The 13,328-nt window shown below is 68.3% G+C and carries 10 protein-coding genes; 6 read left to right on the plus strand and 4 right to left on the minus strand.

The genetic code is table 11. The features are described from left to right. Window positions 1-24: 24 nt before the first annotated feature. From ABS767_RS16755 to trxA, 5 genes are all read left to right on the plus strand, one after another. Window positions 25-996: an aminoglycoside phosphotransferase family protein gene (locus tag ABS767_RS16755; protein WP_408080755.1), complete on the plus strand. Its 972-nt coding sequence runs from the start codon at window positions 25-27 to the stop codon at window positions 994-996. A gap of 59 nt (window positions 997-1,055) precedes the next feature. After that, complete coding sequence (locus tag ABS767_RS16760) at window positions 1,056-1,754, plus strand: nucleotidyltransferase family protein (protein ID WP_408080756.1); 699 nt, start codon at window positions 1,056-1,058, stop codon at window positions 1,752-1,754. Between the two features lie 94 nt (window positions 1,755-1,848). After that, window positions 1,849-4,791: a double-strand break repair protein AddB gene (gene addB / locus ABS767_RS16765; protein ID WP_408080442.1), complete on the plus strand. Its 2,943-nt coding sequence runs from the start codon at window positions 1,849-1,851 to the stop codon at window positions 4,789-4,791. Beyond that, window positions 4,772-8,182, plus strand: coding sequence for a double-strand break repair helicase AddA (addA, locus tag ABS767_RS16770; protein ID WP_408080444.1), 3,411 nt, complete (start codon window positions 4,772-4,774; stop codon window positions 8,180-8,182). The genes addB and addA overlap by 20 nt, the downstream gene beginning before the upstream one ends. Before the next feature lie 52 nt (window positions 8,183-8,234). Next, window positions 8,235-8,561: a thioredoxin gene (gene trxA / locus ABS767_RS16775; protein WP_408080446.1), complete on the plus strand. Its 327-nt coding sequence runs from the start codon at window positions 8,235-8,237 to the stop codon at window positions 8,559-8,561. A 33-nt stretch (window positions 8,562-8,594) separates the two neighbouring features. Here the strand turns inward: trxA and ABS767_RS16780 are convergent, their stop codons facing one another. The 3 genes from ABS767_RS16780 to leuA form a co-directional block, all read right to left on the minus strand. Next, window positions 8,595-8,762, minus strand: coding sequence for a YecA family protein (locus ABS767_RS16780; RefSeq protein ID WP_408080448.1), 168 nt, complete (start codon window positions 8,760-8,762; stop codon window positions 8,595-8,597). 145 nt (window positions 8,763-8,907) lie between these two features. Continuing rightward, complete coding sequence (argJ, locus tag ABS767_RS16785; RefSeq protein ID WP_408080450.1) at window positions 8,908-10,131, minus strand: bifunctional glutamate N-acetyltransferase/amino-acid acetyltransferase ArgJ; 1,224 nt, start codon at window positions 10,129-10,131, stop codon at window positions 8,908-8,910. Between the two features lie 117 nt (window positions 10,132-10,248). Then, window positions 10,249-11,916, minus strand: a complete 1,668-nt coding sequence (gene leuA / locus ABS767_RS16790) for a 2-isopropylmalate synthase (RefSeq protein WP_408080452.1) — start codon at window positions 11,914-11,916, stop codon at window positions 10,249-10,251. A 272-nt stretch (window positions 11,917-12,188) separates the two neighbouring features. On the opposite strand from leuA, the gene ABS767_RS16795 reads away from it, so the two are divergent. After that, window positions 12,189-12,587 carry a BLUF domain-containing protein gene (locus ABS767_RS16795; RefSeq protein WP_408080454.1) on the plus strand — a complete coding sequence of 133 codons (399 nt, stop codon included), beginning with the start codon at window positions 12,189-12,191 and terminating at the stop codon, window positions 12,585-12,587. A gap of 7 nt (window positions 12,588-12,594) precedes the next feature. Here the strand turns inward: ABS767_RS16795 and ABS767_RS16800 are convergent, their stop codons facing one another. Next, the gene (locus ABS767_RS16800) at window positions 12,595-13,227 is read right to left on the minus strand and encodes a YceI family protein (RefSeq protein ID WP_408080456.1); all 633 of its coding nucleotides are present in this window, start codon (window positions 13,225-13,227) and stop codon (window positions 12,595-12,597) included. Window positions 13,228-13,328 lie beyond the last annotated feature (101 nt).

A 13,328-nucleotide genomic window follows, 5' to 3' on the forward strand; every position in this document is an offset into this window, starting at 1 on the left:
TCTGGCGTAACGCCGCCGCCCGACATGAACCCGCCCGAGCGGGCCCCCTTCTTCCTCGACGAGATCGGGTGGGGGGACGGGGAGATCCTGCCGCTGGCGGGGGATGCTTCGTTCCGCCGCTATTTCCGCGTGCAGGCCCCGGGGCGCAGCGCGATCCTGATGGACGCGCCGCCGCCGCATGAGGACCCGCGTCCGTTCATCGCGATCGCCCGCTGGCTCACCGATCGCGGGTTCGCGGCGCCGCAGATCTATGGCGAGGATCTGGATGTCGGGCTCGTCCTGATCGAGGATTTCGGCGATGCACGGCTGCGCGAGACCGCCGATGCGGCGCCGGAGAGCGAGTTGCGGCTGTACGAGGCGGCGATCGACGTGCTGATTCGCCTGCGCGGGCATGCGGCGGCGGACCTTGACCCCTATGACGCCGACACCTGCCAGCGCGAGGCAGCGTTACTGACCGACTGGTATTGCCCGGCGATCGGGGTCGAGGCGGATGTCGCGGGCTATCGCGCGGCATGGGACGCGGTGCTCGCGCCGACGCTGGACGGGCAGCGGGTGACGGTGCTGCGCGATTATCATGCCGAGAATTTGATGCTGATCGACGGGAGCGAGACGCTCGGCCTGCTCGATTTCCAGGACGCGCTGGCCGGACATCCGGCCTATGACCTGGTATCGTTGCTGCAGGATGCGCGGCGCGACGTGCATCCCGATCTGGAGGCCGCGATGCTCGACCGCTATCGCCGGATTACGGGGGCGGACGACCGCTTCGTCGATGCCTATCATGTGCTGGGCGCGCAGCGGAACGCGAAGATCATCGGCATCTTCACCCGCTTGTGGCAGCGCGATGGCAAGCCGCGCTATCCCGGCCTGTGCCCGCGCGTATGGGGGTATCTCGAGCGTGATCTCAAGCACCCGGCGCTCGCCCCCGTGGCGGCCTGGTTCGATGCCAATATTCCGGCGCATCTGCGCGGCGATCCGATGGTGGTGGTGCAGGCGTGAGCACGAAGAAGACGCTGGCGATCCGGCCGGTCCCGGCCGGTGCCGTGCCGCGCACCGCGATGGTGATGGCGGCGGGGCTCGGCAAACGCATGCGCCCGCTGACCGCGACGCGGCCCAAGCCGCTGGTCGAGGTGGCGGGCAAGCCGCTGATCGACCATGTGTTCGACCGGCTGCGCAGCGCTGGCGTGGAGCGGGCGGTGGTCAATGTCCATTACCTCGCCGATGCGCTGGAGGCGCATGTCACGCACCGCGTGAAGGATATCGAGGTGCTGGTCTCCGACGAGCGCACGCAGTTGATGGAAACCGGCGGTGGGCTGGTGCAGGCGCGCGAGATGCTGGGTGACGACCCCTTTGTCTGCGTCAACAGCGACAATCTGTGGATCGACGGCCCGATCGACGCGATCCGACAGCTGGCGGCGGCATGGGATGACGACAAGATGGACGCGCTGCTGCTGCTCGTCCCGCTCGCGCGCGCGCATTGCCATGGCGGGCAGGGCGACTTTCACATCGACCCGTTCGGCAAGATCGTCGGACGGCGCAAGCCGGGACGGCTGGCTCCGTTCGTCTATACCGGGGTCCAGATTCTGTCGCCGCGGGTGATCCGCGACTGGCCGGAGGGACCGTTCTCGACCAACCTGTTCTGGCAGCGCGCGATGGAAGCGGGCCGCGCGTGGGGCGTGGTGCACCAGGGCCTGTGGTTCGACGTCGGATCGCCGCCGGCGATCGCGGCGACCGAGGCGGTGCTGGCGGATGGGTGAACCGTAGCGGCGCGGTGAGTCCCGGAACAAGTCCCGGGTGACGAAAGAGGGGGCGCTTGCCTAAGCGGTACTCTGCGCTACGGTCGGCGCTTCCATGACCACCCGCCTCAACATCTTCACCATCCCGCCACATCGGGCCTTTGCCGATGCGCTCGCGCAAGGGTTGATCCGGCGGCATGGCGGCGATCCGTTGCGGTTGGCGCGCGGGGTGGTGCTGGTGCCGACCAATCGCGCGAAGCGGACGATCACCGATGCGTTCGTGCGCGCGAGCGGGGGCGGGTTGCTGTTGCCGCGCATGGTGGCGATCGGCGATCCCGAGCTGGACGAGGCGGCGGGGCCGTTCCTCGATCCCGCCGATGATGACGCGCCAATCCCGCCCGCGGTCGATCCGTTGCAGCGGCGGATGATCCTGGCGCGGTTGATCGAGACGCATGACCGCAGCGTCGATGTGGCGGAGGCGGTGCGGCTGGCGGGCGATCTGGGACGGACGCTCGACCAGATGCTGGTCGAGGAGATCGCGCCGAGCGCGCTGCGCGACGTGGTGCTGCTCGATCACCTGACGGTGCACTGGCAGCGTGCGCTCGATCTGTTCGAGATCATTTTGGAGAAGTGGCCGCAAGAGCTTGAGAAGCTTGGCCGGATCGATCTGGCCGAGCGGCGTAATCTCTTGCTCGACCGGGTTGCGGCGCGGTGGCGGGCGGAACCGCCCGAGCGTTTTGTCTGTGCGGCGGGGATCACGACCAGCGCGCCCGCGATTGCGCGGCTGCTGCGCGTCGTCGCGGAACTGCCGCAGGGGCAGGTGGTGTTGCCGGGTCTCGATCTGGCGATGGCGGATGAGGAATGGGCGATGCTGGGGCCGTTCCCGGTCGATCCGGCGAGCGGACGACGCAGGCGCAGCCTGGACACGCATCCGCAGTTCCATTTGAAGCTGCTGATCGACCGCATGGGCGTGCAGCGCGGCGAGTTCGAGAACTGGCGCGTCGCGACCGAACTGGACGCACCACCCGCGCGCAGCAAGGCGATTGCGAGCGCGATGATGCCGGCCGAGCGCACGACGTTGTGGAGCGACCTGCCCGCGGGTGAGCGGCGGCTGGCGGGGGTGCGCGCGCTGGAAGTCGCGACCCCGGCGGAGGAAGCGCAGGGGATTGCGCTGGCGTTAAGGCAGGCGCTGGAGGAGCCGGGGCGGACCGCGGCGCTGGTGACGCCGGACCGGGCGCTGGCCAAGCGGGTTGCGGCACATTGCTCGCGCTGGGGCATTGCGATCGACGATTCCGCCGGTGCGGCGCTGTCGATCCTGCCGCCGGGGACGCTGTTGCTCGCGCTGGCCGAGGCGGCGGCGCAGGGGTTCGCGCCGATGGCGTTGCTGGCGCTGCTCAAGCATCCGCTAGTGCGCGCGGGCGACGAGCGGATCGGGTGGCTGGAACAGGTGCGTGTCCTCGATCTGGCGTTGCGCGGGCCGCGACCGCCTGCCGGGCTGGCCGGGGTGGCGGCGCATCTGGTCGATCCCGAGGGCTACGATGCGCGGACGCGAGCGCGGGCGATCGGGCCATGGGCGGAGATTGCGGCGCTGCTGGAGCCGATCGAGGCGGCGTTTGCGGCGGAGACGGTGCCGCCCGCGACATTGCTGGCGCAATTGCGCGAAGCTGCCGAGCGGCTGTGCGGGGAGCGCATCTGGGCGGGCGTCGATGGGCGCGCGGCGGCGGCGTTGCTCGACGATCTGGAGCGGGAAGCGGTGCATGGTCCGGCGCTGATCGCCGCGGCAAGCCTGCCCGCATTGCTGCGGACTTTGATGGATGAGGTGGCGGTCCGGCCGCCCCAGGGCGGGCATCCGCGCCTGGCCATATTGGGCGTGATCGAGGCGCGGTTGCATGCCGCCGACCTGCTGGTGCTGGGCGGGTTGAACGAAGGCGTGTGGCCGGGGCTGCCCGCGCCGGATCCGTGGCTGGCGCCGCGCATTCGCAGCGAGCTTGGCTTGCCGGGGCTGGAGCGGCGGATTGGCCTTGCGGCGCATGATCTGGCGCAGGGGCTGGGTGCGCGCGAGGTGTTGTTGACGCGGGCGAAGCGCGACGCGGGGGCGCCGACCATTGCGTCGCGCTTCTGGTTGCGGCTGGAAGCGCTGTCGGGCGGGCTGGAGCGCGCGACCGAGCTGGAGGCATGGGCGCGCGCGATCGATGTGCCCGGGGTGCATGAGCCGGTGACTCGGCCCGAGCCGTGCCCGCCGGTGGCGATCCGGCCGCGATCAATTCCGGTTACAGACGTCGACCGGCTGAAGGCCGACCCCTATGCCTTTTACGCCAAGCGCATGTTGCGGCTGCGCCCGCTCGATCCCGTCGATGCCGATCCGAGCGCGGCGTGGCGCGGGACGGCGGTGCATGACGCGCTGGAGCAATGGGCGCGCCACGATGGCTGTGATCCCGATGCGCTGGAGCCACGCGTGCTGGAGATGCTGCGCGCGGCGCACCCGATGATGCGGGCGCTGTGGCAACCGCGCCTGATCGAGGCGGTGCGCTGGATCGTGCGTGAGACGGCGGCGCATCCGGCGCGGCGCATCCTGGCGGTGGAGCAGGAGGGCGGGATCGACATTGCCGGGGTGCGGCTGACCGGCAAGTTCGACCGGATCGACGCGATGGGCGACGGGACGATCGGCATTGTCGATTACAAGACCGGCCAGCCGCCGAGTACGAAGGCGGTGCGCGCGGGATATAGTTTGCAGCTGGGCCTGCTGGGTCTGATCGCGGAGCGCGGCGGGTTTGCAGGGATTTCGGGGCGGGCGAGCTGTTTCGAATATTGGTCGCTGGCGCGCAAGAATGGCGAGTTCGGCTACGTCGCGACACCGGTCGATCCGGCGGAGAAATATGGGCGGATGAAGCCGGAGGAATTCGTGCCGACGGCGCTCGACAACTTTACGAAGACTGTAGGCGAGTTCTTGACGGGGCGTGCGCCGTTTACGGCTAAGCTTAAGCCCGAATATGCACCCTATTCCGACTATGACCAGTTGATGCGCCGGGACGAATGGTATGGCCGTGAGCGGCGCTAACATCTCCGCACTCCCGCCGCTCGCCGGGAGTCAGGGCGCGGCGTCGCAGCCCGAGGCGAGCGTGTGGCTTTCGGCCAGCGCGGGGACGGGGAAGACGCAGGTGCTGGCGGCGCGGGTGTTTCGCCTGTTGCTGCGCGGGGTCGATCCCGGCGCGATATTGTGCCTGACCTTTACCAAGGCCGGCGCGGCGGAGATGGCGGCGCGGGTCAGCGGGCGGCTCGCCTGGTGGGTGCGGGCGAAGCGGACCGAGCTGTTTGCCGATCTCGAGGCGCTGGGCGAGCCGGCCGATGATGCGCAGATTGCGCTGGCGCGGACGCTGTTTGCCAAAGTGCTGGATGCGCCGGGCGGGGGCCTGCGCATCCAGACGATCCACAGCTTTTGCCAGACCTTGCTGTCGGCGTTCCCGGTCGAGGCGGGGCTGACGCCGGGGTTCCGGCCGCTGGAGGCGCGCGAGGAAGCGGCGCTGGCGCGCGAGGCGCTGGCGGAGATGCTGTTGACCGCCGAGCGCGAGGGGCGCGGGTGGGTGATCGACGCGGTCGGGGCGCTGAGCCTGCGGCTGGGCGAGGGCAAGGCCGAGGCGTTTCTGAGTGCTTGTGCCCGTGCGCCCGAGGCGATGGCGGCGCTGCCGAGCGGGATCCAGCCATGGTTGCGGCGCGCTTTCGGGCTGCCGTCGGGCGATGTTGCCGAGGCAGCGGCGGAGTGGTGCAGCGACGACGCGTTCGACGTGGACGGGCTGGCGCGGATTGCCGATGCCAATGACGCCTGGGGGACCGCGACGGGGACGCGCGACGCCGGGGTGGCGCGGGCGTGGCTGGCGGCGGACCCGGTGGCGCGTGTCGCGGCGCTGAGTGAACTGCGCAAACTCGCGCTGACCGGCAAGGATGAGCCGCGCAAGGTTTCGGCCAAGCTGGCGGCGATCGACCCGGGCTATGAAGAGCTGCTGATCGCGCTGGGTGAGGCGTGTGTTGCCGTTCAGGGGATGGTGGCGCGGGCGGGCTATGTCGATTGCCTGGCGCAGGGCCTGGCGGCCGGGCGTGACTATGCCGCGACCTATACCGCGGCGAAGCGGCGCGCGGGGGCGGTCGATTTCGACGATCTGATCGGCAAGGCGGTGGCGCTGCTCGAACAGCCGGGGATGGGCGACTGGATCCGGTACAAGCTGGATCAGGCGACCAGCCATGTCCTGATCGACGAGGCGCAGGACACCAATGTCGCGCAGTGGCGGATTGTGCGTGCGCTGGCCGACGAGTTCTTTGCCGGCGAGGGTGCGCATGGTGAGGAGGTGCGCACGATCTTTGCGGTGGGCGATTACAAGCAGGCGATCTTTGGCTTTCAGGGGACCGACCCGGTCAATTTCCGCGCGGCCCAGACGCATTTCGATACGCGCGCGGCGGGGGCGCTGGATACGCTGTCGCTGGTGCACAGCTTCCGCTCGACCGCGCCGGTGCTGGAGTTTGTCGATGCCGCGATTGGGGCGCTGCCGCCGCCGGGGATGGGGGAGTTTGCCGAGCCCGAGCCGCATGCCAGCCGGGTCGAGGGGCCGGGGACGGTGACGCTGTGGCCGCCGGTGGTGACGGGCGGCGACCCGGAGGATGAGGAAGGCTGGATCGATGATGCGACGCGCGAGCTGGCCAACCGGATCGCGCGGCAGATCCGGGCGTGGATCGGCACGCTGGTGCTGGAGAGCAAGGGGCGGGTGCTGCGGCCCGAGGATGTGATGATCCTGGTGCGGCGGCGCGGTGAGCTGGCGGGCCTCATCGTCGCGCGGCTTTATGCCGAAGGAGTGCCGGTGGCGGGGGTCGACCGGCTGCGGCTGAATGCGCCGCTGGCGGTGCAGGATCTGCTGGCGGCGGTGCGGTTTGCGTTGCAGCCCGACGATGACCTGTCGCTGGCGGCGCTGCTGGTGTCGCCGCTGATCGGGTGGACGCAGGATGAGCTGATGGTCGCGGCGATGCGCGAGCGGGGGAGCCTGTGGCGGCATTTGCGCGCGACGCAGACGGCGGAGCGGCTGGAGGCGTTGTTTGGGTTGCTCGCGCGCGCCGACTTCATGACGCCGCACCGGTTTCTGGAGGCGATCCTGACCGGGCCGATGGACGGGCGGCGCAAGCTGCTCCACCGGCTGGGGGCGGAGGCGCTCGATCCGATCGAGGAGTTGCTAACGGCGGCCCTGGGGTTCGAGGGGGTGGCGACGCCGACGCTGCAACGCTTCCTCGACTGGTTCGACCGGGGCGATGTCGAGATCGTGCGCGATGCGGCGCAACCGCAGGCGGCGGTGCGGGTGATGACCGCGCATGGGGCGAAGGGCTTGCAGGCGCCACTGGTGATCCTGGCCGATGCGACTGCCGATCCGGTGGCGGGCAATCGCGGGGATTTTGTCGCGTGGCAGCCGGATGATTTCCCGGAGAAGATTCCCGTGTTCCGCCCGGGCAAGGCCGAGCGCGGCGGGCCGGTCGATGCGGCGGTGAGCGCAGCCGAGGCGCGCGAGTTGGAGGAGCATTGGCGGTTGTTCTACGTCGCGGCGACGCGGGCGGAGGAGCGGTTGGTGATCGCGGGGTCGCTGGGGCCGAAGGCGAAGGGCGAGCCGCCGGAGTTGAGCTGGTACACGGCGGCGGCGGCAGGGCTGGACGCGCTGGGCGTGGACGCGGGCGAGGGGGAGCGGAGCTTTACCGGGCTGGCGCCGACGCGGGCGGTGCCGCGCAAGGCGGTGGTTGCGGATGTCGGCGAGGCGGCGGGGGCGGTGCCGGACTGGGCGCGGCGTGCGGCTCCGGTCGAGGCGCGGCCGCCGCGGCCGCTCGCGCCGTCTTCGCTGGGCGAGGATCTGGTGGCCGATCCGCCGCCGGCTGCGGCGTTGCGCGCGGCGGCGGAGCGCGGGCGGTTGATCCATGCGTTGCTCGAGCGGCTGCCGGTGGTTGCGGCGGAGCGGCGCGCTGAGGTTGCGGAACGCTGGCTGGCGGGCGCTGGCGGCATTGAGGATGCGGGTGAGCGGGTGGAGCTGGCGCGCGCGGCGCTGGGGGTGCTGGCCGATCCGCGCTTTGCCGAGCTGTTCGGGCCGGAGGCGCTGGCCGAAGCGCCGGTCGCGGCGGTTGTGGGCGGCGGGCATGTCGTGTCGGGGACTGCCGACCGGCTGCTGGTGACCGACGATCGTGTGCTGGTGGTGGACTTCAAGACCGGGCGGCGCGCGCCGGGCTCGCTTGGCGATGTGCCGGCGTATCATATGCGGCAGATGGCGGCCTATGTCGCAGCGCTTGAGGTGATCTTTCCGGGGCGGGAGGTGGTTGCTGGGCTGCTCTACACGGCGGGGCCGGTGCTGTTCGAACTGCCGGCCGATCTGGTCGCGGCGCACAAGCCGGGCTTCGCAGGCAGCGAACAAAGCTTGGCATTGGATGCTTGAGACGCGCGGGTCGCCACCCTAGGTTGGCGGCAACAGACAGGAGATTTGAGACATGGCCAAGGCCGTTACCGACGAGAGCTTTGCAACCGACGTGCTGCAGTCCGACAAGCCCGTGCTGGTCGATTTCTGGGCGGAATGGTGCGGCCCGTGCAAGATCATCGGCCCGAGCCTGGAAGAGCTGGCCGAGGAGCTGGCCGACAAGGTCACGATCACCAAGCTGAATATCGAGGAAAATCCCGATACGCCGGGTAGCCTTGGCATTCGCGGCATCCCGACGCTGTTCGTCTATAAGGACGGGCAGAAGGTCGCGCAGCAGGTCGGCATTCAGGACATCAACACCAAGTCCAAGCTGAAGGCGTGGATCGAGAGCGTGGTGTGAGATTGCGGGGGCCGGGATCCCGGCCCCCGTTTGTTACCTAATCGCGCCAATAGTCATGCCGCTCCGCGCCGTCGAAAGCGGCCCGAATGCATGCAGCAGCGCTTGAAATCTGATTCCCGAACCGCAGGGGCAGGGATCATTCCGACCGAGTTTTTCGATCAGTTCGACGTCACCATGGACGAAGCGCAGACCGCGCTTCACATGCGTTTCGGAGGGATAACCCCGCCGCCGCTTTGAGCTACGCTCGAAAGCAGGGAAGGTCGGCGAAGGTGTCGATGCGTGCCATGATGGCCTCCTGTCGCTGACGCGCGATGAGCCGCGCGGGAGGGGCGATAGCAGTCCAGCCTCAGCTGCGATAGTCCGCGTTGATCGAGATGTAGCCGTGGGTCAGGTCGCAGGTCCACACCGTGGCGCGGCCTTCGCCGAGGCCCAGATCGACGCTGATTTCGATGTCCTGGCCCTTGAGATGCGTGGCGACGGGGGTTTCGTCATAGCCCTCGACCGCGAGGCCGCCTGACGCGACCTGCACGCCGCCGAAGGTGATCGCGAGCTTGTCGCGGTCGGCGGGTTCGCCGGCCTTGCCGACGGCCATGACGATGCGGCCCCAATTGGCGTCCTCACCCGCGATGGCCGTCTTTGCCAGCGGGGAATTGGCGATGCTGAGCGCGATGCGGTGGGCGCTGGCGTCGCTTTCGGCGCCTTCGACATCGATGCGGATGAATTTGGACGCGCCCTCGCCGTCGCGGACGACGAGATGGGCGAGCTGGAGGCACAGGTCGGCGAGCGCGGCGCGGAAAGCGTCGGCGCCGTCGCTGTCGTCATCGGTGAGCGGCGCATTGCTCGCCGCGCCGGTGGCGAAGGCGAGGACGGTGTCGCTGGTCGAGGTGTCGCTGTCGACGGTGATGCAAGAGAAGCTCTTGCGGTTGGCGTCGGAAAGGGCGCGCTGAAGAAAGGCCGGATCGACGGCGGCGTCGGTGAAGATGTAGCCGAGCATCGTCGCCATGTCGGGGGCGATCATGCCGCTGCCCTTGATGATGCCGACGAGGTTGACCGCGCGACCATCGACTATCGCGGAGGTCGACGCACCCTTGGCGAAGGTGTCGGTGGTGCCGATCGTGTTTGCGGCATCCTCCCAGCCGCACGGTGCTGCGGCGAAGGCTGCGTCGAGACCGGCTTCGGCCTTGTCGATCGGAAGCGGGACGCCGATCACGCCGGTGGAGGAGACGAATACGTCCGAAGGCTGACAGTTCAGATGCCCCGCCACCCGCGCGGCGATGGCCTCGACGGCAGCGCGACCGCGATTGCCGGTGAAGGCGTTGCTGTTGCCGGCATTGACCACCAGCGCGCGGGCGCGGCCGAGCGGGAGCGCGTCGCGGCACCATTCGACTTCGGGCGAGGGACATTTGCTGGTGGTGGTGACCCCGGCGACGCTGGTCCCTTCGTCCAGGGTGACGAAGGTGAGGTCGCAGCGGTCCCACTGCTTGTAGTGCGCGCGGGCAACGCGGAGCGTGACGCCGGCGATGGGCGGGAGCGCAGGGAAGGCGGCGGGGGCAAGGGGGGAGCGGGTCATGGGCGGGTCCTAAGGTGATTTGCTCCCCTGCGGAAGCAGGGGAACAGGGACGCAAGCGCGTTCCGGTGCGGCCCTGGACCCCTGCTTTCGCAGGAGAACAGAACCGGGTGCGTCACATCAAGTTTCGATCGCGCTGGCGGCGCTGAGCACGGCGCGGACGCTGGCGGTGGCGACGTCTTCGTCGATGCCGACGCCCCACACGGTCTGGTCGTCGGTGGTGCGGCATTCGACATAGGCTGCGGCCTGCGCGGTCGAGCCATGGCCGATTGCGTGTTCGGCATAGTCGGCGATGTCGAGATCGACGCCAAAGCCCTCGCGGATCGCCGCGACGACGCCGGAGATCAGGCCGTTGCCGCGGCCGCTGACCGATCGCGTCACGCCGTCCACTTCGATCGACCCGGCGAAAATGCGTTCGCCATTGGCGGCGCGGGTTTCGTCATAGGCGCCGAGCGTGAAGCGCTGCGGCTCGGTCAGCCGATAGGCGCTCTGGAAGGTTGCCCAGATATCCTGCGCGTTGAGTTCGCGGCTGGTTTCGTCGGCCATGCGCTGGACGTGGCGGCTGAAATCGGCCTGGAGGCGCTTGGGCAGCTTGAGCCCCTTGTCCTGTTCCAGCACCCAGGCGACGCCACCCTTGCCCGACTGCGAATTTACGCGGATGACCGCTTCATAACTGCGGCCGAGATCGGCGGGGTCGATCGGGAGATAGGGGACTTCCCACAGATCGTCGTTGCGCGCTTCCTGCGCGGCAAAGCCTTTCTTGATCGCGTCCTGATGGCTGCCCGAAAAGGCCGTGAACACCAGGTCGCCGGCGTACGGCGTGCGCGGATGGACCGGGATGTTGGTGCAATATTCGACCGTCTTCACCACCTCGTCGATGTCGTCGAAGGCGAGGCCGGGATCGACCCCTTGCGTGTACATGTTCATCGCCACCGTCACGAGGTCGCAATTGCCGGTGCGCTCGCCATTGCCGAGCAGGCAGCCCTCGACCCGGTCGGCGCCCGCCATCAGCCCCAATTCCGCCGCCGCGACGCCGGTGCCGCGATCGTTATGCGTGTGCAGCGAGATGACGACGCTGTCGCGATCGGGGATGTGCCGACAGAAATATTCGATCTGGTCGGCATAGATGTTGGGCGTCGCCGCCTCCACCGTTGCGGGCAGGTTGAGGATTAGCGGGTGTTCGGGCGTGGGGCGCAGGACTTCCATCACCGCCGCGCAGACCTCGATCGAGAAATCGAGTTCGGCGGTGGAGAAGGTTTCGGGCGAGTATTCGAACTGCCATTCGGTATCCGGCTGGGCCGCCGCACCGTCGCGCAGCATGCGGGCGGCGTCGGTTGCGATCGCCTTGACCTCGCTGCGCTCCATGCCGAACACGATGCGCCGCCATGCCGGGCTCACCGCATTATAGACATGGACGATCGCCTGCTTCGCGCCGCGCAGGCTATCGAAGCTGGTTTCGATCAGGTCGCGGCGGGCCTGGGTGAGGACCTGGACCGTCACGTCGTCGGGGATGCGACCATCGCGGACCAGGCCGTAGATGAAGTCGAATTCGGTCGCACCCGCACTCGGGAAACCGACTTCGATTTCCTTGATCCCCACGCGACAGATAAGGTCGAAGAAGCGGGACTTCTTCTCCGCGTCCATCGGATCGATCAGTGCCTGGTTCCCGTCGCGCAGGTCGGTCGATAGCCAGCGTGGTGCCTTGGCGATCGTACGGCTAGGCCATTGGCGGTCGGGCAGATCGACCTGGGGAAAGGGGCGGTATTTGACGCTGGGGTCGCGCAACATGGGTTTTCTCGCTTCGGGTATATGGCGGTCGGGGAGGGGTCGGCTCTGCCCTTAGGCCGTGTGCGCCGGGCATGCCCGCGCGAATCCACGCCCTAAGGGCGGATAAGTCGAAGCAGGAAAAGGCTGCGGAGCAGTAACATTATGCGGGTCGCTTATCGTCAACACGCAACAAATGTCCAGTGCGCTTTCATCCAAACGCCGCCGCGTTCGACAGAATGATTCTATAAACCTTTGAACACTATGAGGGAATGGGGGGATCGAGAAGGACGGAAATGCTCCAGATCATGTATATCAGCAGCAGCACCGCGAGCTGCGCCCCCGTCGATGTCGCGAAGATCCTGACCGTTTCGCGCCATAACAATGCGCGCGATGCGATCACCGGGCTGCTCTATGCTGACGGTCGGCGGTTCCTGCAGGTACTCGAAGGGCCAACGGATGCGGTGGAGCGCGCCTTTGTCCGGATTGCCGCGGATTCCCGCCATCGCGCTGTGGTGGTGCTGTCGCGTCGCGCGATCGAAGCCCGGGAGTTCGGTGAGTGGGCGATGTCGCACCGCACACCCGGCATCGATGGCGACGCGCTTATCGAACAAATTTCGGAACGGCTGGAGACCGCGTCGCCGAATATCCGCGCCACCTTCGAAGGGTTCGCGAAAATCCGGCGCGCGGCCTGAAGCCGGTTTATTTCTGGAATGCGGCCGCGATGGTCAGTTCGACCTCGTCACTGACCAGCGGCACGGCATAGCCGAGACCGAAGTCGCTGCGCTTGATCGTGGCTTCGGCTTCGAACCCGACATTCTCCTTGCCGCCCATCTGCGCGGGCGCCTTGCCGGCGCCGTAGAAATCGACGTCGAGGGTTACCGGTTTGGTGATGCCGTTGAGCGTCAAATTACCCATCACCTTGGCTTCGTCACCGTCGGAGTCGATGACGACGCTGGTCGAGACGAAACGCGCGTCGGCGGGGGTGGAGCCGAAGAAGTCGGGCTTGCCGCCATCCTTGCCGTCGCGCAGCAGGTGCGCGGTGAAGCCGGGGACGGCGGTCGTCATCTTGGACACCGGGATGGTCACGTCGACCTTGGACGCGCCGGGGTTCTTGGGATCGAGCACGAGCGTGCCGGTCACCTGGCCGAACAGGCCCCAGAGCGGCGAGAAGCCAAAATGGTTGACCTCCCACTTCACCAGCGTGTGATTGGCATCGGCGGTGTAGGTGCCGCCGCTGATCGCGGAGGTGCTTTTCGAGCCGGGCATCTGCTGCGCCACGATGGGCGTGGCGATGGCGGTCGCGGCGAGCAGCGTGGCGAGGACGAGGCGCATGGGTTCGGTCTCCGGAATGCGTTACGGGGGCGCCACGATAATGCGCGACGCCCCCGACTTGTTCAAATGGCGATGTGCGAACGCAGTGTTTCCGTATGCGC

The sequence above is a fragment of the Sphingomonas plantiphila genome (assembly GCF_046000505.1).
GTDB lineage: Bacteria > Pseudomonadota > Alphaproteobacteria > Sphingomonadales > Sphingomonadaceae > Sphingomonas > Sphingomonas plantiphila.

Bases quoted from the DNA above. Each gene is read 5' to 3' on its own strand.
- argJ (WP_408080450.1), bottom strand. From the start codon at position 10,131: ATGACCCGCTCCCCCCTTGCCCCCGCCGCCTTCCCTGCGCTCCCGCCC.
- trxA (WP_408080446.1), top strand. From the start codon at position 8,235: ATGGCCAAGGCCGTTACCGACGAGAGCTTTGCAACCGACGTGCTGCAG.
- addA (WP_408080444.1), top strand. From the start codon at position 4,772: ATGGCCGTGAGCGGCGCTAACATCTCCGCACTCCCGCCGCTCGCCGGG.
- ABS767_RS16760 (WP_408080756.1), top strand. From the start codon at position 1,056: ATGGTGATGGCGGCGGGGCTCGGCAAACGCATGCGCCCGCTGACCGCG.
- addB (WP_408080442.1), top strand. From the start codon at position 1,849: ATGACCACCCGCCTCAACATCTTCACCATCCCGCCACATCGGGCCTTT.
- ABS767_RS16800 (WP_408080456.1), bottom strand. From the start codon at position 13,227: ATGCGCCTCGTCCTCGCCACGCTGCTCGCCGCGACCGCCATCGCCACG.
- ABS767_RS16755 (WP_408080755.1), top strand. From the start codon at position 25: ATGAACCCGCCCGAGCGGGCCCCCTTCTTCCTCGACGAGATCGGGTGG.
- ABS767_RS16795 (WP_408080454.1), top strand. From the start codon at position 12,189: ATGCTCCAGATCATGTATATCAGCAGCAGCACCGCGAGCTGCGCCCCC.
- leuA (WP_408080452.1), bottom strand. From the start codon at position 11,916: ATGTTGCGCGACCCCAGCGTCAAATACCGCCCCTTTCCCCAGGTCGAT.